This window comes from Serratia sp. CY37869 (assembly GCF_052168895.1).
Lineage (GTDB): Bacteria > Pseudomonadota > Gammaproteobacteria > Enterobacterales > Enterobacteriaceae > Serratia > Serratia ureilytica.
The window spans coordinates 450315-474229 of the sequence record NZ_JBJNLU010000002.1 but is presented as its reverse complement, the minus strand read 5'-3'; the positions used below and the strand labels follow the sequence as shown (position 1 = coordinate 474229).

General features: G+C 59.9%; 22 protein-coding genes. 15 read left to right on the top strand and 7 right to left on the bottom strand.

Annotated elements, in window-relative coordinates; genetic code table 11:
• The first annotated feature begins 12 nt into the window (after positions 1 to 12).
• Both ACJ8J1_RS12540 and ACJ8J1_RS12535 read left to right on the top strand, forming a co-directional pair.
• Positions 13 to 690, top strand: coding sequence for a DJ-1/PfpI family protein (locus ACJ8J1_RS12540; RefSeq protein WP_442520347.1), 678 nt, complete (start codon positions 13 to 15; stop codon positions 688 to 690).
• 50 nt (positions 691 to 740) lie between these two features.
• On the top strand, positions 741 to 1304 hold the full coding sequence (locus ACJ8J1_RS12535; protein WP_015377041.1) for a DedA family protein: 564 nt from the start codon (positions 741 to 743) through the stop codon (positions 1302 to 1304).
• A 16-nt stretch (positions 1305 to 1320) separates the two neighbouring features.
• Here the strand turns inward: ACJ8J1_RS12535 and ACJ8J1_RS12530 are convergent, their stop codons facing one another.
• Positions 1321 to 2214, bottom strand: coding sequence for a LysR family transcriptional regulator (locus ACJ8J1_RS12530; protein ID WP_033642264.1), 894 nt, complete (start codon positions 2212 to 2214; stop codon positions 1321 to 1323).
• Positions 2215 to 2326: 112 nt separating this feature from the next.
• Here ACJ8J1_RS12530 and ACJ8J1_RS12525 point away from each other — a divergent pair, with 112 nt between their 5' ends.
• Positions 2327 to 2764: a PACE efflux transporter gene (locus ACJ8J1_RS12525; RefSeq protein ID WP_033642263.1), complete on the top strand. Its 438-nt coding sequence runs from the start codon at positions 2327 to 2329 to the stop codon at positions 2762 to 2764.
• A gap of 432 nt (positions 2765 to 3196) precedes the next feature.
• Complete coding sequence (gene ansP, locus ACJ8J1_RS12520) at positions 3197 to 4663, top strand: L-asparagine permease (RefSeq protein ID WP_033642262.1); 1467 nt, start codon at positions 3197 to 3199, stop codon at positions 4661 to 4663.
• A 37-nt stretch (positions 4664 to 4700) separates the two neighbouring features.
• Here ansP and ACJ8J1_RS12515 read toward each other — a convergent pair whose 3' ends face one another.
• Positions 4701 to 5480: a HalD/BesD family halogenase gene (locus ACJ8J1_RS12515; RefSeq protein WP_033642261.1), complete on the bottom strand. Its 780-nt coding sequence runs from the start codon at positions 5478 to 5480 to the stop codon at positions 4701 to 4703.
• 116 nt (positions 5481 to 5596) lie between these two features.
• Between ACJ8J1_RS12515 and ACJ8J1_RS12510 the strand changes: the two genes are divergently transcribed.
• Together ACJ8J1_RS12510 and ACJ8J1_RS12505 are read left to right on the top strand one after the other, a co-directional pair.
• Complete coding sequence (locus ACJ8J1_RS12510; RefSeq protein WP_033642260.1) at positions 5597 to 6496, top strand: LysR substrate-binding domain-containing protein; 900 nt, start codon at positions 5597 to 5599, stop codon at positions 6494 to 6496.
• 200 nt (positions 6497 to 6696) lie between these two features.
• Complete coding sequence (locus ACJ8J1_RS12505) at positions 6697 to 8517, top strand: hypothetical protein (RefSeq protein ID WP_033642259.1); 1821 nt, start codon at positions 6697 to 6699, stop codon at positions 8515 to 8517.
• Positions 8518 to 8548: 31 nt separating this feature from the next.
• Here ACJ8J1_RS12505 and ACJ8J1_RS12500 read toward each other — a convergent pair whose 3' ends face one another.
• Both ACJ8J1_RS12500 and ACJ8J1_RS12495 read right to left on the bottom strand, forming a co-directional pair.
• Entirely contained in the window at positions 8549 to 8692 is a 144-nt protein-coding gene (locus ACJ8J1_RS12500; RefSeq protein WP_154219865.1) for a hypothetical protein, read from the bottom strand.
• A gap of 66 nt (positions 8693 to 8758) precedes the next feature.
• Positions 8759 to 9610, bottom strand: coding sequence for an ATP-grasp fold amidoligase family protein (locus ACJ8J1_RS12495; protein ID WP_033642258.1), 852 nt, complete (start codon positions 9608 to 9610; stop codon positions 8759 to 8761).
• A gap of 155 nt (positions 9611 to 9765) precedes the next feature.
• On the opposite strand from ACJ8J1_RS12495, the gene ACJ8J1_RS12490 reads away from it, so the two are divergent.
• From ACJ8J1_RS12490 to ACJ8J1_RS12450, 9 genes are all read left to right on the top strand, one after another.
• On the top strand, positions 9766 to 11055 hold the full coding sequence (locus tag ACJ8J1_RS12490; protein WP_442520346.1) for an oligosaccharide flippase family protein: 1290 nt from the start codon (positions 9766 to 9768) through the stop codon (positions 11053 to 11055).
• A gap of 89 nt (positions 11056 to 11144) precedes the next feature.
• Positions 11145 to 11909 carry an arylamine N-acetyltransferase family protein gene (locus ACJ8J1_RS12485; protein WP_033642256.1) on the top strand — a complete coding sequence of 255 codons (765 nt, stop codon included), beginning with the start codon at positions 11145 to 11147 and terminating at the stop codon, positions 11907 to 11909.
• Positions 11910 to 12032: 123 nt separating this feature from the next.
• Positions 12033 to 12662 (top strand): response regulator transcription factor, encoded by a 630-nt coding sequence (locus tag ACJ8J1_RS12480; RefSeq protein ID WP_033642255.1) that lies wholly within the window; start codon positions 12033 to 12035, stop codon positions 12660 to 12662.
• Positions 12662 to 14203 carry an MASE1 domain-containing sensor histidine kinase gene (locus tag ACJ8J1_RS12475; protein WP_033642254.1) on the top strand — a complete coding sequence of 514 codons (1542 nt, stop codon included), beginning with the start codon at positions 12662 to 12664 and terminating at the stop codon, positions 14201 to 14203. The genes ACJ8J1_RS12480 and ACJ8J1_RS12475 overlap by 1 nt, the downstream gene beginning before the upstream one ends.
• A gap of 60 nt (positions 14204 to 14263) precedes the next feature.
• On the top strand, positions 14264 to 15592 hold the full coding sequence (uhpC, locus tag ACJ8J1_RS12470; protein WP_258007692.1) for an MFS transporter family glucose-6-phosphate receptor UhpC: 1329 nt from the start codon (positions 14264 to 14266) through the stop codon (positions 15590 to 15592).
• Positions 15589 to 16620, top strand: coding sequence for an ABC transporter substrate-binding protein (locus ACJ8J1_RS12465; protein ID WP_033642252.1), 1032 nt, complete (start codon positions 15589 to 15591; stop codon positions 16618 to 16620). Before uhpC ends, ACJ8J1_RS12465 begins: the two co-directional genes overlap by 4 nt.
• A 67-nt stretch (positions 16621 to 16687) precedes the next feature.
• Entirely contained in the window at positions 16688 to 18766 is a 2079-nt protein-coding gene (locus tag ACJ8J1_RS12460; RefSeq protein WP_033642251.1) for an ABC transporter permease, read from the top strand.
• An 11-nt stretch (positions 18767 to 18777) separates the two neighbouring features.
• Positions 18778 to 19824 (top strand): ferric ABC transporter ATP-binding protein, encoded by a 1047-nt coding sequence (gene fbpC, locus ACJ8J1_RS12455; protein ID WP_033642250.1) that lies wholly within the window; start codon positions 18778 to 18780, stop codon positions 19822 to 19824.
• Between the two features lie 246 nt (positions 19825 to 20070).
• Complete coding sequence (locus tag ACJ8J1_RS12450) at positions 20071 to 20337, top strand: hypothetical protein (RefSeq protein WP_033642249.1); 267 nt, start codon at positions 20071 to 20073, stop codon at positions 20335 to 20337.
• A 41-nt stretch (positions 20338 to 20378) separates the two neighbouring features.
• On the opposite strand, the gene dusC is transcribed toward ACJ8J1_RS12450, so the two are convergent.
• The 3 genes from dusC to rhlE form a co-directional block, all read right to left on the bottom strand.
• Positions 20379 to 21311, bottom strand: a complete 933-nt coding sequence (dusC, locus tag ACJ8J1_RS12445; RefSeq protein ID WP_033642248.1) for a tRNA dihydrouridine(16) synthase DusC — start codon at positions 21309 to 21311, stop codon at positions 20379 to 20381.
• An 84-nt stretch (positions 21312 to 21395) separates the two neighbouring features.
• Complete coding sequence (locus tag ACJ8J1_RS12440; protein WP_033642247.1) at positions 21396 to 22355, bottom strand: D-2-hydroxyacid dehydrogenase family protein; 960 nt, start codon at positions 22353 to 22355, stop codon at positions 21396 to 21398.
• Between the two features lie 113 nt (positions 22356 to 22468).
• The gene (rhlE, locus tag ACJ8J1_RS12435) at positions 22469 to 23848 is read right to left on the bottom strand and encodes an ATP-dependent RNA helicase RhlE (protein WP_033642246.1); all 1380 of its coding nucleotides are present in this window, start codon (positions 23846 to 23848) and stop codon (positions 22469 to 22471) included.
• Positions 23849 to 23915: the final 67 nt, after the last annotated feature.

The following is a 23915-nucleotide window of genomic DNA, read 5'->3' as shown; positions in this document are numbered from 1 at the left end:
GAGGCGAATATCATGTCTGAATCACTCGTGATTGTATTTCCCATCTATCAAGGCGTCACCCAGCTCGACTTCACGGGCCCCTTGCAGTTCCTGCGCCGCATGCCGGGCGCGGAAATCGTCGTCGCCTCGGTAGACGGCGCGGATGTCGAGTCGGAAGGCTTGCACTTCACCCAGCTGCGCCCGCTGCCGGAGATCGCGCGCTGCGACGTGCTGTGCGTGCCGGGCGGCAGCGGCTGCACCCAGGCGCTGCAAGATGAGGCCTTCATGCAGCAGATCCGTCGGCTGGGCGCCGATGCCCGCTACCTGACCTCGGTGTGCACCGGTTCGCTGATCCTGGCCGCCGCCGGTCTGCTGCAAGGCAAACGCGCCGCCTGCCACTGGTCGATGCGCGACAGCCTGAAGCTGTTCGGCGCCGTGCCGAGCTCAGCGCGCGTGGAGCGCGACGGCAATGTGATCAGCGGCGGCGGCGTCACCGCCGGCATCGATTTCGCGCTGGCGCTGATCGCCGAACTGCACGTCGAAGAGACCGCCCAAATGATCCAGCTCTATCTGGAATACGCCCCGGCGCCGCCGTTCGAGGGCGGCACGCCGGAACTGGCCCCGCCGCACATTTACGCCAGGGTACAGGCGCAGATGGCGGAGAGCCTTCAGCGGCGCAGAGCGTTGGTGGCCCAGATCGCCCAAGGTTAGCAATCGGGCGTATACTTGCCCTTATGCGTCAGCCACATAAGGAGTAAGGAATGACCGATTTAGCCCACTATATTACGGACTACGGTTACTGGGCGTTGTTTATCGGCTGCCTGGCGGAAGGGGAAACCATCACGCTGCTGGGCGGCATCGCCGCTCATGAAGGGCTGTTGCACTGGCCGTGGGTGATCGCAGTGGTGGCGCTGGGCGGCATGATGGGAGACCAGCTGCTGTACTTCGCCGGCCGCCGGTTTGAAGGCCGCGTCATCTCGCGGCTCAAGGGACAGGAAAAGCGCATCGCGCGCGCCAGAAGGCTGATCGCCCGCCACCCGATGCTGTTCGTTATCGGGGTGCGTTTCATGTACGGTTTCCGCATCATCGGCCCGGTGTTGATCGGCGCCAGCCGTCTGCCGCCGTCGCGCTTCGTGCCGTTGAACATCCTCGGCGCCATTTTATGGGCGACGATCTTCGTCATGCTCGGTTATTTTGGCGGCCAGGCGATCGAACGCTTCGTTACCGGCTTCGACAAAAAGCTCTCCAGCCTGCTGTTTGTCGCGCTGGCGATCGCCGCCATCCTGCTGGTGCGTTTCTGGTGGCGTAAACGCCACCCGGAGTAAGCAAACACAGCGGGCGTCAGCTTTCCTGCGGCGCCTCGCGCATCAGCGCGACCAGTTCGCGCGCCGCTTTGTCCAACGGGCGATTCTTAAGCCAGATCAAATGCATCGGCAAGCGCAGCTCGTTCTTGGTGTTTTTGAACTTCAGCCGCACCAACCGCCCCTGCGCCAGCAGCGGCTCGGCCAACGACAGCGGAAAATTGCCCCACCCCAGGCCCGCTTCCACCATGTTCAGCGCCATCGGCAGGCTGTCGGTGCGCCAGTAAGCCTCCGCCACCTGGGGACGCAGATCGCCGATCGGCAGATCGCGACTGGCCACCATGATCTGCCGCACGTTGACCAGATCCTCGAGAAACAGCTCGCCCGCCGCGCCGTCCAGCGCCGGGTGCTGCGGCGACAGCATCGCCACCAGCGATTCCGCGCCCACGAAGTGGAACTGTTCCGCGCTGTTGACGTTCAGCCCGCCGAACGCCAGACAAACGCCGATGCGCCCCTCGTGCAGCATGTGCAACACGTCGTCCTGCGGCGCGCTGAGCACTTCGATGTTCAGCAGCGGATAACGTTGCGACAGCGTTTTCACCGCCGCCAGCAGGCCGGCGCCGTTGATATCCGACGCCACGCCGATCGAAAGCCGGCTCTCCAGCCCCTGGGACAGTTCGATGGCATGCACCTGCAGCTGCTTGAGCTGCCCGGCGATCAGGCGGGCGTGCGGCGCCAGGGCCAACGCCAGCGCGGTCGGCGTCGGTTCACGGTGAGAACGGTCGAACAAGGCGAAACCGAGTTCCGCCTCCATGTTGGCGATGGCCATGCTGACGGCGGAGGGCACGCGCCGCAGCGCGCGGGCGGCGGCGGAAAACGAGCCGCGATCGAGCACCGCCAAAAACAGTTCGATGTTGTCGCTGGAAAAATTCATTGTTCAACCTGTCAGATTAACTGACAACTCCTGACTTTTTCTATCAATGTGATTGACGTTATCTTAGCCGCCGTCGCCACAGAGGCAACTAAAAACAGATCGGGAGAAAACGATGCAAGGCGTCAAACGCAAACTGGTGTATGTCACCGCTTATGAAATCATCGGCATGGCGATCTCGGCGCTGGGGCTGGCGCTGCTGTCGGGCCATGCGCCAAGCAGCACCGGGCCGCTGGCAGTGGTGATCACCACCATCGCGGTAAGCTGGAACTTTATTTACAACTATGTATTCGAGTGGTGGGAAAGCCGCCAGGTGTCGCGCGCCCGCACGCTCAAACGCCGCATTTTGCACGCCGTCGGCTTTCAGTTGACGCTGGTAGTGTATCTGATCCCGCTGATCGCCTGGTGGATGGGCATCACGCTGTGGCAGGCGCTGCTGCTGGATATGGCGTTGATCGTCATCATTCCTTGTTATACCTTCGTGTTCAATTGGGCATTCGACAAGCTGTTCGGCCTGCCCGCATCGGCTCTGCCGGCCAGCGAATCGGCCTAAGACTCGTTACGCGCCCACCGACCCGCTGCTGATGCCATTTTCTGCGCGGGTCGCCATTTCCTTTCCCCTTATTTCTCACCGCGAAATATAAGAACAACACCCTGTAATTTGCACGGTAATTATTATTTTGTGATTTTAATCACTTTTTATTCCTCGATATTTCCGTCTTGATAAAACATCACATCTTTTTGAATAATATATCCTTTTATATTTGGATTAAAAAATAAACACACTTGTTCACGTTTTATGCGCAGTATTTTTTGCCACCATTACGGAGAAAAGGTAGCATGCTTCGCCGTTATTTTAATGATGGCTGTATACACAATAAACAGCGGAATGATGCCACGACCTCATTCTCATGACGATTGGTCATAGCAATCGTTTGCTCTCGGTAAGAGCAGGGTTAACATAGACAGGTAAACAGGACGGATAATGCACTCACAAAAACAGTCTGCGGATGAAAAACACGCCGCCAGAAGACGCTGGCTAGACTCTCATGAATCCGGTTATCACAAAAGCATGGGCAACCGGCAAATCCAAATGATCGCCATCGGCGGCTCCATCGGCACCGGCTTGTTCCTCGGTACCGGCGGCCGTCTCGAACTGGCCGGGCCGGCGCTGGCGCTGGTCTATCTGGTGTGCGGGATCTTCTCTTTCTTCATCCTGCGCGCGCTGGGCGAACTGGTGCTGCATCGCCCTTCCAGCGGCAGCTTCGTTTCTTACGCTCGCGAGTTCCTCGGTGAAAAAGCCTCTTACGTCGCCGGTTGGATGTATTTCCTCAACTGGGCGATGACCGGCATCGTCGACATCACCGCCGTTGCGCTGTACATGCACTATTGGGGCACCTTCGCCGACGTGCCGCAGTGGCTGTTCGCCCTCGGCGCGCTCGGCATCGTCGCCACCATGAACATGATCGGCGTGAAGTGGTTCGCCGAGATGGAGTTCTGGTTCGCGCTGATCAAGGTCGCCGCCATCGCGCTGTTCCTGATTGTCGGCGTTGTCTTCCTCGGCACCGGCACGCCGGTGGCCGGCCACACCACCGGCATGCACCTGATCACCGAAAACGGCGGCATGTTCCCGCACGGCCTGCTGCCTGCGCTGGTGTTGGTGCAAGGGGTGATCTTCGCCTTCGCCGGCATCGAGCTTATCGGCACCGCCGCCGGCGAGTGTAAAGATCCGGCCAAAATGATGCCTAAAGCGATCAATAGCGTGATCTGGCGTATCGGTCTGTTCTACGTCGGCTCCGTGGTGCTGCTGGTGCTGCTGCTGCCGTGGAACGCCTATCAGGCCGGCCAAAGCCCGTTTGTCACCTTCTTCAGCAAGCTGGGAGTGCCTTACATCGGCACCATCATGAACATCGTGGTGTTGACCGCTGCGCTGTCCAGCCTCAACTCCGGCCTCTACTCCACCGGCCGCATCCTGCGTTCGCTGGCGATGGGCGGCTCCGCGCCGAAGCTGATGGCCAAAATGAGCAGCCAGCAGGTGCCTTACGCCGGCATCCTGGTCACCTGCGGCATCTACGTGATCGGCGTGGTGCTCAACTACCTGGTGCCGTCGCAGGTGTTCGAGATCGTGCTGAACATCGCCTCGCTGGGCATCATCGCCTCCTGGGCGTTTATCATCGTTTGCCAGATGCGCCTGCGCAAAGCCGTGCGCGAAGGCCGCGCTCAGCCGGTGTCGTTCAGAATGCCGGGCGCGCCGTTCACTTCGTGGCTGACGCTGGCGTTCCTGCTGATCGTGGTGGTAATGATGGCCTTCGACTACCCGAACGGCACCTGGACCATCGCCACCATTCCGGTGTTGGCGGTGCTGCTGACGCTGGGCTGGTTCGGCCTGCGCAAGCGCGCGCAGGAAGTGAAGCTGGAACAGCAGGCTCACGAAGAACAAAACCCGCACTGATTCGACAAACCGCCCTCCGGGGCGGTTTTTTTATCCGCTATAATCGGCCGTAGAACGTCATTCTGGCGCTTTCCGACAGCATCACGTCCGGCTGCGCATTGTAGGCCAGCACCACCAGCATGCGCGTGATGTCGCCTTCGGTCGGCGTCACCCGGTGCATGGCGTTGCGCCCGCGAAACAGCACCAAATCCCCCTCCTCCATCGCCAGCCGTTTGGCCGCCCGCTCCCCGTCCAGCACCTGCGTGACCCCGGCATAGTTCATCTCGCCGCGATCGGCATCGCGCAGGTTCTCCACGTACTCGAAACGCCCGCCCGCCGCCGGTTTCTGGATCAGCAGCGTGATGGCGAACGACGAATTGTCGAAGTGCCAGCCCAGCTCCTGGCCGGTGTGGGCGTAATGCAGGTTGATCGACGACAGCCTATCGGCGTAGGGATACAGCTGCGCCTCATCCAGCACCGCACAGAGGAACGCGCGAAACGCCGGAGCGTCGTACAGCGCACGCAGCGGCGACTGCGGCGGAATATCTTCGTCGGTAATGCAGCCTTTGGACGACACCACCAGCCGGTTGCGCGCGTGATCGGCCGGCAGCGCGTCGTCCTGCGGCCGCAGATACACGTTGTGTTTGCTGGTGGCGTAAAACGCCGCGTGGTGCTGTTCGGCGCCTTCCAGCCGCACCGTCGCCAGCGCGGCGGCGCGCAGAAATCCCGGCAGTACTAACGCACCGCTGCGTTCCAGCGTTTGCCGACAACGGGCGCGGAACTCGGCGTCGTCGATGGGATGGGCGGGCAGATCGATAATATCGGCAAGTTGCGGCATGACATTCCCCTCGTGTGCGATAGCCGGATGCCTCTCACTGTAGCGAATGCCGCATTGCCGCCATAACAAAAATACGTTATGGATAAGCTAACCAATTCTTAGCGATAGCCCTGCCCATGCACTCACCGTCCCGCGCGCGCTTGCCCAAGCTGAGCGCCATTCTGGCGTTCGAAACCGCCGCTCGCACCGGCAGCCTGGCCCGTGCGGCGGATGCGCTGGCGCTGACCGCCGCCGCCGTCAGCCAACAGATCCGCCAGCTCGAACAACATCTGGGCATCACGCTGTTCATTCGCGCTAAAAGCGGCGTCACGCTGACCGAACAGGGCGCGGACTACCTGGCCTACGTGCAGGAGGCGTTTGAAACGCTGCGCGTGGCGCAGCAACACGTCGAACGCCAGCGCGGCAAACAGGCGCTGACGGTGTTCGCCCTGCCGGCGCTGGCGTCTAAATGGCTGAATCCGGCGCTGGGCGACTGGCTGGCGCAGTGCCCCGACGGCGATCTGCGGCTGCACGCGACCCATGCGGCGGTCGATTTCGCCCATTCGGCGGCGGATTTCGCGCTGTGCTTCGGCGATCAGGATTATCCGCTGCAGGAAAAGGTGCAGCTGTTTCAGGATCGGGTGCAGCCGGTATGCAGCCCGGCGCTGCGCGATCGCGGCGACTGGGCGCAGCTGCCGCTGCTTCACGTCGACTGGGGCAAGGAGAGCCAGTTTCTGCCGGGCTGGCACGAATGGTTCACCGCCGCCGACCGGTCGCCGCCGCCGCGCCGTGGGCTGACCTATAACCTGACTTCGCTGGCCATCGACGCCGCCGTGCAGGGACGCGGGGTGCTGCTCGGCCAGCGGCGGCTGATCGCCCGTGAACTGGCGGAAGGCCGGCTGGTCACCCTGGCCGAACCGGCGCTGCCGCTTAGCAAGCCCTACTACGTGGTTTACCCGCCGCGCACGCTGGAAAAACCCGGCGCCGCGGCGTTTTTGGGCTGGCTGCAAGCACTCGCCCTCGCCGCCAGCACCTAAAATCCGCAACGTGATGTTTGCTGGCGTCAGACACAACCCTGGACGCTTAATGCCCTCGCCTTAGCCTGTTAATTTATTCCTGCCGACCGGGATCATGAACGGGCTCCCTCTTCGGTCACAATGCCACTTACTTAAGCCTCCGCCTCTGCAACTGCCACATATTGCATCGGCCTCTTATCGTACCAAATGAGGGTTATTCCATGATTTCATTAAATGATTATGCCAATCTGCGCAACTATGCCGGCAGCGAAACCGCAGTGATGCTCGAAAACCGCTACCACCATGGCGTATTTACCCGAGACGACGCGGATTCCACCAGTCAGGATAACGGTGTTACCCTGCTCGTCGACGCGCAAAACCGCCGCTGGAAGCGCACCATCAATGACGGCGATTACAGCATCGATTGGTGGCACCTGCCGGGCGATGAGCTGGATTACTCTCTGACCATCACCCGCGCTTGCAACTTCTTGCAGGTCAAAGGCGAAGAGTGGTGGCAACTGCCGATCCCGACGACCCCTGCGGGGATTACTCTGGTCGGCCCCGGCGGCGTACGCCCTTGTAAAACCACCGCCAACCTGAAGCTATGGAAAAACGCCGTCGATTTTAAGGGCACCATTCTTGATTTCAGCAGCGCGGCCAATATCGAGTGCGTACGCGTGCAATACTCTTTGGGTGCGCCGGCGATTTACAACCTGCGCATCGTCGGAGCGCCCGGCGCGGCGGCCAATCTGCGCGGCCTGTGCGTCTACAGCGATGCCTCGAACATGCACGGCCTGCCGGCCTGCCAACTGCTGGTGCAAAACGTCTGGCTGACTAACCTGCACAAGGGCATCGTCTTCGGCAACAACGCCTATATTCAGAGCTGGCACAGCATCATGGTGCGCGGTTGTGTGTGGCCAATTTGGTCGGAAACCACCGCCAACGCCGGCGAAAAAATCGTCTTCTACAAATGCCTGTTCGGCGACAGCCGAAACTACTATCAGGGCGTGCATACTTTGGCCTTCCGAGATTGCTCTTTCGATTACAGCGGCTTTAACAATGAAACCGAACAGTTGGCCAATACCGATTACGGCTTGTTTGATCTCAAAGGCGGCACGCTTGACTTTAAAAACTGCCACTTCGAATGGGGCAACGCCAACTGCCGCAACTATCGACCGGTATTTACCAGCGACAACGGCGGCACGGTAAAAATCAAAGACAGCCAATGGCACAGCGTGATGACTAACAACACCGATACCGGCAGCAAGGTGCCTTATCAATACGTTGAATATTTCTACTTCGATAAATCCAGCGATCTGAGCGGAAAATGTTATATCGATGGGTTCGATCTGGTGAACGCCGACATTAAAAAAGGCTGGTCCAACAACCACATCGAAATGAAAAAGATCGTCGCGCCTGGCTATGTCAACATGTGGCGTCTGCTCTATCTGGGCGATGGCGTCAACCATCTGCCGGAACCCACCTGGAAAGAGAGCAGTGCGCTGGCGCTGAATAATGTCTACGCCTTCGGCGGCGCACGCGTTTCGCAAACGGAAACCGCCGATTTGGCAGTAACGCTGCAAAACGGCGTGCTCACCGCCACCACCAAAACGGCGACAACGGCCGACAAGCGCATCGAGATCTACTTCCCGATCGCGAAAAACGATCTGGTGCTGTGGCGCGCCACGTTGGCAAACCTAAAAGGCCAGAACAGCCTTGATGTCACAATCGGCACCTACCAAGGAAAGTATGTGCTGAACGGCGATGCCGGCGTCACCACCTTGCTGGAAAAAGTCTGTCAGTGGGGGCGCACCGGCACAGTCACCCCGACCACTTCAGCAACGATGACCTCGGATCGCATTACCGCGCTCGACGTTGCCGAGTATTTGCCGCTGCCTGAGGGCTACGTTAATTACGCCCGCATCGCCATCGTGCTGAAAAACTTTGTCGGCAGCGCCGCTCAGCCAACCTCGGTGGACATTACCAAACTGCTGTGTCAAAAGATCGACATCGTCTCCCGCAACCCGCATAAATCCTGGTAACTGCACAGGCCCCATCAGGGGCCTGTTTTTGTTAATGCGCGGAATAACCGCCGTCGATGCTGTAAAACGCGCCGGTGGCTTTCCCGCTATTTCTTTCCTGTCCTGTTTTCAACGCATCCAACTTGGGATGCGCTTCATGACTGAAGATCGCCTGCGCCACGAAACGACACTGCATTCGAAGAGGAACGCCGCGGCGTTTTTGGGCTGGCTGCGGGAACTGGCCCAACGCTCGGCATAGCGTTCAGGTTTTGGCCATCAGCTCGCCCAGCAGCAGGTTCGTGGCGCGCGGTTGGTACACTTCATTGCCTGCACCGGGGGTGAGCGTCAGCTCGCCGATATAGAGCCTGTCTTGCGTCAGGTAGAAATCGACCCGGCAGTAGTCCAGATCGGCGGCAACGGCTTGGGCGACCTCAATCATCTCATCCCAAAAGTCAGGCTTCGCGTGCAACGTGTTGATCTGGGGAATATCTTTCTGGGTAAAAAAGCAGTGATGCGCATGGCGGTCCAAAAACTCCAGCGACGTCGGCTCCGGGCCGCCCCGCAGCAACTCCACGAACAGATAAGGCTGGCTGCCGTTAAAAACATGCACTTTATAGTCGATCAATTCACCGTCGCGTTCGATGTCCAACAGGTTTTCAACCACAATTTGCAGTGGGATCTTCGCATAGTGCTTCTCACGAAAGCGCTTCCAATACGTTATTTTTGACCATTTCTTGAGAGTGCTTGCAACCTCATCATAACTCACTCGCGCTTTATCTCTGACAATCTTAACTTGCTGCGAGGCATTATTTGTTTTGATAACAAAAGATTGAGGCAACGACAAATAGTCTTGCTCAGTGAAGTTCTCCGTTATCATGATGACCGGCGTTAGGTATTTTTCCGAAACGCGACTGGATATATAATCCCTCACCGCCACCTTGTCCGCCAACAGGCTGAACTCTTCGCGCGGGTAGCGCATTCTGTGGTAAATCCTTTCGGAAAAACTTTTAGGATTCAAAAAGTTGACAAAGCTTCCGTGAGCAAAATAATGCGACAGCTGATAATAAATAAAGTCAGGCGAAACCTTATAGAGGTATTTTACGAATTTTCTCATTCCGTTGATTCATCCATTAATCCAACATAACAAAAGACCCAGCTAAAGTTTAAATGCAATTGACTTCAATTGTAAAATATAAAAAAAGCCTTGGTGATTATTAAAGGATAAAAAACGGAATAATCCTATATCATAAGGTATTCAGGGAAGCGTCAGTGAAACTAAAGATCATAGACTTCAGCATAATAAGAAACGCTTCCTGGATGATAGCGGAAAAGACGGTATCAATCCTCGGCGTTATATTCATCACCGCCTACATTGCCAAATATATTGGGCCGGAAAGCTTCGGAAAGATTACCTTTGCCACGGCGATTTTCGCCATTACCCAAACGTTGGCGCTGCTGGGGTCGGACACCATCCTCTTCAAACGCATTAGCCGTAATCCGCGCTCCGGCGCAGCGCTGATGTTCTCCACCAACCGGCTGAGGCAAGCCTGTTTCCTGGCCTTTTCTGCGATCATCTTGCTTTATACCGGGCTGCGGGAAGACTTCACGACCTTTTACTTTTGCGCCGCCACATTCCTGGCCTCGTTTTTTTCACTCAAAGACGTCTTCGCCATTTACCATGACGCCCGGCTGGAATCGCGTTTCAATACCCTGGCCAACGTGGCCGGCTTAGCCAGCGCATTATTGGCTCGCTGGCTGATCGTGTTTTTTGATCTGCACCTGTACTTTCTGGCCATCCCTATCGTGATGGTGTACCTCATCCCCTATCTGATCCGTCATCACCTTTATCATCGCCGCCATCCGGGCTTTTCGGCCCCCGGCCGTATTCGGCGCAAATATGTGCGCTATCTGCTCGCCAGCGGCCTGCCGTTGGCGGTATCCAATGTTTCCATCGCCATCTATACCCGGCTGGCGCAGCTGTTTTTGATGTGGTTCGTTTCCGCCGCGGTGCTGGGCATTTACTCGGTCGCCATTACCCTGGCGACCGCCTGGATGTTCGTTACCGATGCCGTCATCACCTCGTTCTTCGCGAAAATATTCGCCTATCGGCGCGAAGACGCGATGCGCGCCGCGGCCAAACTGAATGGGTTGGTGCTGGCCATCGCCTTAGCCATCGTCGCCGGGATCGTTTGGCTGGGCAAACCGGTCATCGCACTGTTGTACGGCGAGCAATACCTGGCGGCCTATGCCGCCATGGGGGTGTTGGCCGTCGCCACCCTGCTCTCCGCCCTGGGGACCGTGGCCTATAAATACATCGTGCTGTTTTCCGGTTACAGCTTCCTTTCCCGCAAAATGTTGTTGGTGTTTATCATTAACATTCCTCTGTCATACGGCCTGATTCGGCAATACGGCATGATGGGCGCCGCTTACAGCACCTTGCTGACCGAACTGCTGTCATTGACCGTACTCAACTATCTCTTTCAGCGGGGTGCCGTACTGAAAATGCATCTGCGCTCACTGAACCCGGCGCTTTACCTAAGACGCCCGTCGGGAAAGTAATCCGGCTGCCGAGGCGCAGCACGTAATGCGCTCACAAACGCCACAAAGCCCGCTATTTTAAGCCTACTTTTTCTCATGCGAGACACCCTGTGGACACCCAACGCTACCTGCAGCATATCGGCTTTACCGGCGTCGCCCGCCCCGATCTCCCCACGTTGCAACAGCTGCATCATCGCCACATGCTGAGCGTGCCGTTCGAGAACCTGAGCATTATTTATCATCAGGGTATTCAGCTGGCGCCCGAAGCGCTGTTCAGCAAAGTGGTCGAGCGTAACCGCGGCGGTTTCTGTTATGAGCTGAATACGCTGTTCGCCCTGCTGCTGCGGGAGATCGGTTTCAGGGTGAGCTTTATCTCCGGCGAGATCCGCGCGCGCGACGGCCATTTCGGCCCACCCTACGACCATCTGGCGCTGCGGGTGGATCTGGCGGGCCAGGCCTGGCTGGTGGACGTCGGTTTCGGCGATTCCTTCCTGACGCCGCTCAAAATCGTCGTTGCCGAGCCGCAACCGCAGGCCAGCGGCACCTTCCACCTGGAGCGGGAAGGCGAATATTACCTGCTGGAACGCCGCAACGGCGACCAGCGCTCGCATGCCAAAACCCTGTATCGCTTTACCGTTCAGCCGCGCGAACCGCATGAATTCGATGAGATGTGCCACTTCCACAGCACCTCGCCGCAGTCGCACTTCACCCAGCGCCTGGTGTGTTCACGGCCGACCGAACTGGGCCGAGTGACCCTCAGCGACATGAAGCTGATCGTGACCGAAGATCATCAACGCCACGAAACGACGCTGCATTCGGAAGAGGAACGGCGAGCCGCGCTGTGGCGGCATTTCGCCATCGATGTGGATCGTTGACGGCGCGGGCGGCGTCCTTTTATTACGATTCTGTTACATCGATTGCATAACCGTGCTTGGCTGATTGCCAGCATCGCGGCGGCAGGCATCATAGGATCATGATTCGGCAACAGAGTGCGAAAAATGATCCGTGTGATACTGGTCGATGACCATGTGGTGGTGCGCTCCGGCTTTGCGCAATTGCTCAGCCTCGAAGCAGACATCGACGTGGCGGGGCAATACAGCAGCGCGGCGGCGGCCTGGCCGGCGCTGCTGCGCGACGACGTCAGCGTCGCGGTGATGGACATCGCTATGCCGGATGAAAACGGCCTGAGCCTGTTGAAACGCCTGCGGGCGCAGAAGCCGCAGTTTCGCGCGATCATACTCAGCATTTATGACTCCCCCACCTTCGTGCAGAGCGCGCTGGATGCCGGCGCCAGCGGTTATCTGACCAAACGCTGCGGGCCGGAAGAGCTGGTGCAGGCGGTGCGCTCCGTCGATATGGGCGGCCATTACCTGTGCGCCGACGCGCTGCGGGCGCTGCGCGGCGGCGAGCAGCCGGCCACGGCGCTGGAAGTGCTGACCCCGCGCGAGCGTGAAATCTTCGAGCTGCTGGTCAAAGGCGACAGCGTAAAGGAGATCGCTTTCAAGCTCGATCTCAGCCATAAAACGGTACACGTACATCGCGCCAACGTCCTGGGCAAGCTGCAGTGCAACAGCACCATTGAGCTGGTGCATTTCGCCCTCGATCATCAGCTGCTGGCGGGGCATTGATGTCACTCCGCTCACGGCGCTGGGTTATCTCGCTGTTTATCCTGTTGGCCTGGGGCAGCGGCTGGCTGATGCTGTGGACGCTCGGCTTCTATCTGACCCACAACGGCAATCAGGCGGCGCTGTTTCTGCCCCACGGTGTCTATCTCGCGCTGCTGATCTTGCTGGCGCGCCGCTATTGGCTCGCCCTGATAATACCGCCGGTGCTGCTGCTGTTCTGGCTGCACGGCGAACGCCTGCTGAGCGGCTATGGCCTGCTGGCCGCGCCGTTCATCACCCTGCTCCCGGCCGCGCTCGCGCAGCGATTCTGGCGCCGTTTTCCGCTCTACTGGCAACGGCTGACGCTGCTGCTGGCCGCAGTGACCGCCGCCTCGCTGCTCAATACCGCCCTGCTGTCGCCTTTCGCGCAGAGCCCGGCGATGCTGCTCGGCCTGGCGTCGTTTACCGGCGGTGTTTTGTTGACCCCGTTCGTCTACCTGATCTTTGAATTTCTGCGCCAGCAGCACCGCTACCATCTGCTGGGGCTGGACACCGCCAACCCGCCGCTGCGCGCGTCCTTAATCATCTGGTGCAGCCTGTTTTTCGTTATCGGCATCGGTACGCAGATGGTGCTGTCGCCGGAAATCGAGCGCCTGCTGCTGATCGTGGTGTTTTTGCCGAACGTGGTGATGGCGTGGAAGTTCGGTTGGCAGGGCGGCGTGCTGTCCGGCCTGCTCGGCAGCATGATGATCACCCTCGCGCGGCAGGTCGGCGTGGGGTTCGGCAATCTGGTCGAGCTGGAAATCTTTCTGGCGACCCAGGCGCTGCTCGGCATCGGTCTGGGCATTGCCATCAGCCGTCAGCAGCACCTGGCGCAAAACCTGCACCACTATCGCCGACGCCTGGAAGAAGAGTTGGCGGCGCGGCGGGCATTGACCGAAAAACTGATCCACACCGAAGAAGACACGCGAAAGAACCTGGCGCGCGAGCTGCACGATGAAATCGGCCAGAACATCACCGCCATTCAAATTCAGTCGCAGCTGGTCAAGCGGGCGCGCGATCCGGCGCAAACCCAGGCCGCCGCGAACCAGATAGGCGATCTCGCCCGGCGCATTCATCACTCCACGCGCCAGCTGCTGCGCCAACTTCGCCCGCCCGCGCTGGACGAGCTGGCGTTCAAAGACGCGCTTCACCACCTGCTGAGCGAATTCGCCTTTAGCGAACGGGGCATCCGTTGCCGTTTCGACTACCGCCTGACCGACACGCCCGCCGGCGAGACGGTGCGCTTCACCCTCTACCGGCTGCTGCAAGAGCTGCTCAACAACGTGTGCAAACACGCCGAGGCCAGCGAAGTCGCCATCGTTTTGTATCAGCAAGGCGCCATGTTGCACCTCGAGGTACGGGACAACGGCGTCGGCATCCATGCGGGCAACGCGCCGGGCTTCGGCATTCAGGGAATGCGCGAACGGGTCAGCGCGCTCGGCGGCGAACTGACGCTGGAAACGCAGCGCGGCACCCGGGTAATTGTTAACCTGCCCACAAATTTGCAACAAACCGCCGACTAACTAGGAAAAAGTCTTAGCCACTCCGGACTTTATCTCATCCCCTTTCCTTTTCACCTTCTTATAGTCAGCACCAGGGAGGCGGCTATGCAAGCACGCTCAGCATCTGAAATCGATCATCGTTACCGCGCGCTGCGCCCGCGGCTGCTGCTGTACATGGTCATCGGGTACGCCGCCTTTTACCTGACGCGCAAAAGCGTGAATTACGTGCTGCCGGCGCTGCAAACGGATTTGGGGCTGGATAAAGGAGACATCGGCCTGCTCGGCTCGCTGTTTTATCTGAGCTACGGCCTGTCGAAATTCGTCGCCGGGTTGTGGCACGACGGCCATGGGCAGCGCGGGTTTATGGGGATCGGCCTGTTCGCCACCGGTTTGCTGAACGTGGCGTTCGCCTTCGGCGAATCGCTGACGCTGCTGCTGGCGGTCTGGGCGCTGAACGGCTTCTTTCAGGGCTGGGGCTGGCCGCCCTGCGCGCGGCTGCTGACCCACTGGTATTCGCGCAACGAGCGCGGCTTCTGGTGGGGCTGCTGGAATATGTCGATCAACCTCGGCGGCGCGATTGTGCCGCTGATCAGCGCCTTCGCCGCCCAGCGCTGGGGCTGGCAGGCGGCGATGTTGATCCCGGGGGCCGTCAGCATGGTGCTGGGCATCTGGCTCACGCGGCAGCTGACAGGCACGCCGCAGGAAGAAGGCCTGCCGTCGGTCGGCCAGTGGCGCCACGATCCGCTGGAGCTGCGCCAGGAACAGCAAAGCCCGCCGATGGGGCTGTGGCGGATGCTGCGCACCACGATGCTGAAGAACCCGATGATCTGGTTGCTCGGCGTCTCTTACGTGCTGGTCTACCTGATCCGCATTGCGTTGAACGACTGGGGCAACCTGTGGCTGACGGAAAGCCACGGCGTCAACCTGCTCAGCGCCAATGCGACAGTGATGCTGTTCGAGATAGGCGGCCTGCTCGGCGCGCTGTTCGCCGGCTGGGGCTCGGATGTGCTGTTCGGCGGGCAGCGCGCGCCGATGATTTTGCTGTTCACGCTCGGGCTGATGGTGTCCGTCGCCGCGCTGTGGCTGGCGCCGGTGCATCACTACGCGCTGCTGGCGGGCTGTTTCTTTGCGGTGGGCTTTTTTGTCTTCGGCCCACAGATGCTGATTGGCCTCGCCGCCGTGGAATGCGGGCACAAAGGCGCCGCGGGCTCCATCACCGGCTTTCTCGGCCTGTTCGCCTATCTGGGGGCGGCGCTGGCGGGCTGGCCGCTGTCGCGGGTCATCGAAGGCTACGGCTGGTCAGGCATGTTCAGTTTGCTGTCGATCGCCGCTGTTCTTATGGGTTTATTGCTGATGCCGCTGCTGATGGCGAGCGTTACCACCTCTACCGAGAGAAGGATAAAACAATGAAAAAAACGTGGGTCACTACCCTGATAGCGTCCGGCATCGCGCTGGCGACCCTGAGCAGCGCCGCGCACGCCAAGGGCCGCCTGGTGGTCTACTGCAGCGCCACCAATGAAATGTGCGAAGCGGAAACCAAAGCCTTCGGCGAGAAATATGACGTGAAAACCGCGTTCATCCGCAACGGTTCCGGCAGCACGCTGGCAAAAGTGGACGCCGAGAAGAAGAACCCGCAGGCGGACGTCTGGTACGGCGGCACGCTCGATCCGCAATCCCAGGCCGGTGAAATGGGGCTGCTGCAGCCGTACAAATCGCCGAATCTCGACCAGGTCATGACGCAATTCCGCGATCCGGCCAAGCTGAAAGGCAACTACTCCTCGGCGGTCTACGTCGGCATTCTCGGCTTTGGCGTCAATACCCAGCGCCTGAAAGAGAAAAATCTGCCGGTGCCCAAGTGCTGGAAAGACCTGACCAAGCCGGAATACAAAGGCGAGATTCAAATCGCCGATCCGCAAAGCTCCGGCACCGCCTACACCGCGCTGGCGACCTTTGCCCAGCTGTGGGGAGACGATCAGGCGTTCGCTTACCTCAAACAGCTGAACGCCAACGTCTCGCAGTACACCAAGTCCGGCATTGCCCCGGCGCGCAACGCCGCCCGCGGCGAAACGGCGATCGGCATCGGTTTCCTGCATGATTACTCGCTCGAAAAGGAACAGGGCGCGCCGCTTGAGCTTATCTCGCCGTGTGAAGGCACCGGCTACGAAATCGGCGGCGTCAGCATCCTCAAAGGCGCGCGCAACCTCGACAACGCCAAGCTGTTCGTGGATTGGGTGTTGTCGAAAGAGGCGCAGGAGCTGGCGTGGAAGCAAGGCAAGTCCTATCAGATCCTGACCAACACCACCGCCGATACCTCGCCGAACTCGCTGAAGCTCGACGACCTGAAGCTGATCAACTACGACATGGACAAGTACGGTTCGACCGAGGTCCGCAAGGCGCTGATCAATAAATGGGTCAGCGAAGTCAAGATGGGTAAATAAGCCCACATTCTGCGCCTGTTGCCGGGTAAGCTTCACGGCTTGCCCGGCCTGAACATCCGGGAAACTTATGTCACATACACATGCACTCCATCTCGTGAAAAAACGAGATGCGATATCCCTTTGGGTTTTGCTTGGCTGGCTGGCGTTCGCCCTGCTGCCGAGCTGGAGCCTGGATTACGGCCTGCTGGAGTCCACCGGCGAAGAGATCCTCGCGGCCTACGGCTGGTCACACCGCAATATCAGCTGGCTTTGGTGCCTGCTGCCGAGCCTGCTGCTGTTGCGCCCTTACGCTGCGGCGGGCCGTGAGCAGCGGCGCCGCCACGCGTTCGATGCCGGCTGGGCGCTGCTGTGCATGGCCTTTATCGTTGTCAGCGCCACGGTGGCGGGACGCGGTTTAGGCTACGCCACCCTGGTGCAGTTGACCGCGCTGGGCGCCATCATGACGCTGGCGCTGACCCGCCTCGACTGGCTGGGCGGCGACCGTTTCGTTATCGGCGCGCTGGTCACCATCGTGGCGCTGATCGGCGTCTTCATCGTCTGGCCGAGCATCGCGATTTTCATTCCGATGTTCACCGACCAGACGGGCGCTTTCGCGCCGCTGGCCTTTATGAACGTGCTGTCGCAGGCGCATATCATTCAGGTGATCCTCAACTCCATCGCCCTGTCGATCGCGGTGGGCGCCGGCTGCACCTTTTTCGGCCTGGTGCTGGCAATTTACACTACCCGCATCGCCAAGCGCAGCGCCATTATCGGCCGCATCTTCTCCATCTTGCCCATCGTCACGCCGCCGTTCGTCGTCGGCCTGGGGGTCACGCTGATGATGGGGCGCTCCGGCTATGTCACCGAGTGGATGGTGGCCTGGTTCGGTTTGACCAACACCAACTGGCTGTACGGCTTTACCGGCATCTGGCTGGCGCAGGTGCTGGCGTTCACCCCGATGGCGTTCATGATCCTCGACGGCGCGATCAAGACCATTCATCCTTCGCTGGAAGAGGCCTCCTACACCCTGCGCGCCAGCCGCTGGCAAACCTTTAACGGCGTGTTCGTGCCGCTGCTGAAACCGGCGCTGGCCAACGCGTTTTTGATCGTGGTGGTGCAATCGCTGGCTGATTTCAGCAACCCGCTGGTGCTCGGCGGCAACTTCGACGTGCTGGCGACGCAAATCTATTTTTACATCACCGGTTCGCAGCTCGATTATCAGGCCGCCAGCACCCTCGGCGCCTTCCTGCTGCTGTTCTCACTGCTGGTGTTCTGCATCCAGTATATGTGGATCGGCAAACGTTCCTACGTCACCGTGTCCGGCAAATCGTATCGCGGCGACGTGCAGCCGCTGCCGGTCACGCTGGTGTGGGGCGTGATCGCGCTGCTGGCGGTGTGGGTAGCCTTTAACGCCCTGCTTTACGGCAGCATTTTCTACGGCAGCTTCACCGTCAACTGGGGAGTGGATTACACGCTGACGCTGGATAACTTCATCAAACTGTTCGGCCAGGGCATGAGCGACGGCGCGTGGCCTTCGCTGCTCGACACGCTGCTGTACGCCGGGATCGCCGCGCCGATCACCGCCGCGTTCGGCCTGCTGATCGCCTGGATCGTGGTGCGCCAACAGTTCAAGGGCAAAAAGACCATCGAGTTCACCACCATGCTGTGCTTTGCGGTGCCGGGTACCGTGGCCGGCGTCTCTTACATTCTCGCCTTTAACGGCGCGCCGGTGTACCTCACCGGGACGGCCGCCATCGTGATTATTTCGATGGTGATGCGCAACGTGCCGGTGGGCATTCGCGCCGGGATCGCCGGGCTGGGCCAGATAGACAAATCGCTGGACGAAGCCTCGCTCAGCCTGCGCGCCGGCTCGCTGCGCACCATCACGCACATCCTGCTGCCGCTGCTGCGCCCGGCGATCCTGTCGGCGCTGATCTACAGCTTCGTGCGCGCCATCACCACCGTCAGCGCCATCGTCTTCCTGGTCACCCCCGATACCCGCGTGGCCACCGCCTACATCCTCAACCGCGTGGAAGACGGCGAATACGGCGTGGCGATCGCCTACGGTTCAATTCTGATCGTGGTGATGCTGGCGATTATTTTCCTCTTTGACTGGCTGATCGGCGAGGCACGCATCTCCCGTTCAAAAGCCAAAAACCAGGCGTAATGGAGCCCATGATGAGCCAGAAAAATTTCGTTGAACTGCGTAACGTCTCCAAACGGTTCGGCAGCAACACGGTAATCGATAACATCACGCTCACCATCCCACGGGGGCAAATGGTGACGCTGCTCGGCCCTTCCGGCTGCGGCAAGACCACCATTTTGCGCCTGGTCGCCGGGCTGGAAAAACCGAGCGACGGGCAGATATTCATTGATGGTGAAGACGTCACCCATCGTTCCATCCAGCAGCGTGACATCTGCATGGTATTCCAGTCTTATGCCCTGTTCCCGCACATGTCGCTGGGGGAGAACGTCGGCTATGGCCTGAAGATGCTCGGCATTCCGCGCGCCGAAGTGAAAGCGCGCGTGCAGGAAGCGCTGGCGATGGTGGACTTGGCGGGGTTCGACGATCGCTATGTCGATCAGATCTCCGGCGGCCAACAGCAGCGCGTGGCGCTAGCGCGCGCGCTGATCCTCAAGCCGAAAGTGCTGCTGTTCGACGAGCCGTTGAGCAACCTCGACGCCAACCTGCGCCGCAGCATGCGCGAAAAGATCCGCGAGCTGCAAAAGCAGTTTGATATCACGTCGCTGTACGTCACCCACGATCAGAGCGAGGCTTTTGCAGTCTCCGACACCGTACTGGTGATGAACAAGGGGCATATCATGCAGATGGGCTCGCCGCAGGATCTCTATCGGCAGCCCGCCTCGCGCTTTATGGCGAGCTTTATGGGGGACGCCAACCTGTTCCCGGCCAGCTTCAGCGCCGATCATGTCGATATCAGCGGCTATCGCCTGCCGCGCCCGGCGCACTTTGCCGCCCAGGGCGCCGGCACGGTGGGCGTGCGGCCGGAAGCGATCACGCTGAGCGAGCATGGCGATGAAAGCCAGCGCTGCGAGATCCAGCATGTCGCCTACATGGGGCCGCAGTATGAGGTGACGGTGGCGTGGCACGGGCAACAGATTTTGCTGCAGGTTAACGCCACCCGCCTGCAACCGAACGTCGGCGAGCAGTATTATCTGGAAATTCACCCCTACGGCATGTTTATGCTGGCGGACGCGGCATAGTCGGCCTCACGCTTAAGGGGTAGAATAACGGCCATCCCGAACGGGATGGCCGAAAATAATCGCCAAAAACACCGTATTTATCTATTTTTACAATTCCACCCAAGTCCTTGTTCAGCCGAAAAATAAATATAGCCACACCCACTCAAAAATAACCACCCAGACCACTCAGGGTGATATTTTTATTTAAATAGGGTAAGCTTGATCCCGCAGTCGAAATTATTTAACGGCCAACTCAAGGAGAAATTCATGAGCAACAATGCAAATGCACAGGCGCAGCTGGATAATTTACGCAATGTCGCTTCCCAGCTGAAGGAAATGCGCCACTACGCGCAGTCGAATATCGAGACGCTCTCCGCACACTGGCTGGCCTTCGATCAGGGGGAATGCAAAAATAAGGCATTCGCCGAAGCCATTAACGACCTATTGAATAAACAGGGCGCCTGTCTGGAAGGACTGGAAAAAACCATTCAGGATATCGAGATAGAATTAAACCGTCTTGATAAAGCCGCCTGATAATGCCGATTTAAATAAACCCGCCACGCGCGGGTTTATTTTCAGCTGCGGCAGATGACGCGCGCAATATCCCCGGACGTCGTCAACGCGCGTATTTCGCTGAACAGTTCAGTTGCTTCATCATATTCTTTACGCAAATAACCCAGCCACTGTTTAATGCGCGCCACGTGATACAGGCCGGTGTCGCCCTGCTTTTCCAGATGGACGTATTTTTGCAGCAGCTCAACCACCTGCGGCCAGGGCATGCGCGGTTCGTTATATTTCACCACCCGGCTCAGGTTCGGCACGTTGAGCGCGCCGCGCCCCAGCATGATGGCGTCGCAGCCGGTCGTCTGCAGGCAATCCTGCGCGCTCTGGTAATCCCAGATCTCGCCGTTGGCGACAACCGGGATGCTCAGCCGCTGACGGATCTCGCCGATCGCCGCCCAGTTGATGCGATCCGCCTTATAGCCGTCCTCTTTGGTGCGGCCGTGCACCGTCAGTTCGCTGGCGCCCGCCTGCTGCACCGCATCGGCGATTTCAAAGCTGCGATTGGAAGAGTCCCAGCCCAAGCGCACCTTCACCGTGACCGGCAGATGGGCCGGCACCGCCGCGCGCATCGCTTTGGCGCCCTGGTAGATCAATTCCGGATCTTTGAGCAGCGTCGCCCCGCCACCACTGCCGTTCACCAGCTTGGACGGGCAGCCGCAGTTGAGATCGACGCCGTAAGAGCCCAATTCCACCGCGCGCGCGGCGTTCTCCGCCAGCCACTGCGGGTACTGCCCCAGCAGCTGTACCCGCACCAGTGTGCCCGACGGCGTGCGGCTGGCGTGACGCAGCTCCGGGCACAGCAGATAGAACGACTTGGCCGGCAGCAGCTGATCGACCACGCGCAAAAATTCGGTGATGCACAGATCGTAGTCGTTCACTTCGGTGAGTAACTCACGCACCAAAGAGTCGAGAACGCCCTCCATCGGAGCCAATAATACGCGCATGACCAATCCCAGCTAAAAAAAGACCCGCAATGATACGGGTGAATGCCCGCGCCAGACAAGCCTCTGCGGGCATTAAAAACGCCATCAGCCCAGCCGACGGATCGGTTGACCGGCGAGAAACGCCGCAATGTCCTCGACCGCCTCGGTGAAGTAGGCGCGGTAGTTATCGTCCGCCACGTAACCCACATGCGGCGTCGCCAGCACGTTGGGCAGTTGACGAAACACATCGTCGGCCGGCAGCGGCTCCGTCTCGAACACGTCCAGCCCGGCGCCGGCGATCTTCCGCTGTTGCAGCACGTCCACCAATGCCGCCCGATCGACGATCGCCGCACGCGAGGTGTTGATCAGGTAAGCGGTGGGCTTCATTGCTGCCAATTCGTCGCGCCCCACCAGCCCGCGGCTGCGATCGCTCAGCACCAGGTGGATAGAGACAAAATCGCTCTGCTCGAACAGCGCCCGTTTGGACGGCGCCAGTAGGGCCCCCTCCTGCGCCGCCCGTTCCGCCGTCAGGTTCTGGCTCCAGGCCAACACCCGCATGCCGAACGCCTGCGCCACCCGGGCCATCTGGCCGCCGATCTTGCCCAGCCCCAGCAGCCCCAGCGTTTTCCCCTGCAGGGTAACGCCGAGATCCCGCTGCCATGGGCCGTTGTTTTTCAGCCCGACGCTTTCCGGCACGATATGCTTCGCCAGCCCGAGCAGCAGCGCCCAGGTCAGCTCCATCGGCGCCGCCGATCCGCTGCTGGTTCCGCACACCACCACGCCGCGCTCGGCGGCGGCGGCCAAATCGATAGAAGCGTTGCGCATGCCGGAGGTGATCAGCAGCTTCAGCTGCGGCAACCGCGCCAGCAGCGAGGCGGTCATCGGCGTGCGTTCGCGCATGATGACCAGAATGTCGCACTCCTGCAGATGCACCGCCAGCTCCGTCTCATCGGTAAAGTGTGCGCTGATGGCGGACACCTCCACCCGATCGGCCAGCGCCGACCAGTCCGCCATCTTGAGCGCCACCTGCTGGTAATCATCGAGAATTGCGCACTTCAATTTCATCTCCGTCTCCTGGAATGTAGGGATAGCCACCGTCCAGCCTAGTACGAAAATGTCGTTCCGCCAGGCAAAAAAAAAGCCGCCCATACAGGCGGCTTGCTTTTGCGCAATCGGGCTTATTCGGCCGGTTTGCGGTTGCGCGGGCGACGCGAGGCCGGCGCGCCGGAACGGCGCTGGCCGTCACCCTGCGGGCGAGCGTTGCCGTTACCGTTGCCACGGTTTTCACGCTGGCCGCCGTTGGCGTTACTGCTACGCTGACCGCCGCCGTTACCGGAACGCTGGCCACCGCCGTTGCCGCGCGGCGCGCCGCGTCCGCCACCCTGGCGGCCGTTGATGATCGGCTCGGCCTTGATGGTCGGATCCGGCTCGTAGCCCGGCAACGCAATGCGCGGAATTTCACGCTTCAGCAGACGCTCGATGTCGCGCAGCAGCTTGTGTTCATCCACGCACACCAGCGAGATGGCTTCGCCGGTACGCTCCGCGCGGCCGGTGCGGCCGATGCGGTGCACGTAGTCTTCCGGCACGTTAGGCAGCTCGTAGTTCACCACGTGCGGCAACTGGTCGATATCCAGACCGCGCGCCGCAATGTCGGTCGCCACCAGCACGCGGATGCGGCCGTCTTTAAAATCGGCCAGCGCACGGGTACGGGCGCCCTGGCTCTTGTTGCCGTGGATCGCCGCAGCGGTGATGCCGTCTTTGTTCAGCTGTTCCGCCAGGTGGTTGGCACCGTGCTTGGTGCGGGTAAAGACCAGCACCTGTTTCCAGTCGCCTTCGCCGATCATCTGCGACAGCAGTTCCCGCTTACGCTTCTTGTCGACGAAGTGCACGCTCTGCTCGATCTGCTCGGACGCGGTATTGCGGCGAGCCACTTCCACCGAGGCCGGGTTATGCAGCAGTTTGTTGGCCAGCGCCTTGATGTCGTCGGAGAAGGTGGCGGAGAACAGCAGGTTCTGGCGCTTGGCCGGCAGCTTGGCCAGCACGCGACGGATGTCATGGATAAAGCCCATGTCCAACATGCGGTCCGCTTCGTCCAGCACCAGAATCTCGATTTTGGACAGGTCAACCGCGTTCTGATGTTCCAGATCCAGCAGACGCCCCGGCGTCGCCACCAGGATATCGACGCCGCCGCGCAGCTTCATCATCTGCGGGTTGATGCTCACGCCGCCAAACACCACCAGCGAACGCAGGCGCAGGTGTTTGCTGTAGGCATCGACGTTTTCGCCGATCTGCGCCGCCAGCTCACGGGTTGGCGTCAGGATCAGCGCGCGCACCGGGCGACGGCCTTTGACCGGATGGTCATGCTTGCTCAGCAGCTGCAACAGCGGCAGGGTAAAACCGGCGGTTTTACCGGTGCCGGTCTGGGCGCTGGCCATCAGGTCACGACCTTCCAGCACGACAGGGATAGCCTGACGCTGAATTGGCGTCGGTTCGCGATAGCCCTGTTCTTCAACAGCGCGCACAATTTCAGCACTTAAGCCGAGGGTTTCAAATGACATAAAGAGAAAAACTCCAGATCCCCCCTAACCTAACAGTGTTCGGTGCAGTTTCCTGGGAGGATGATCA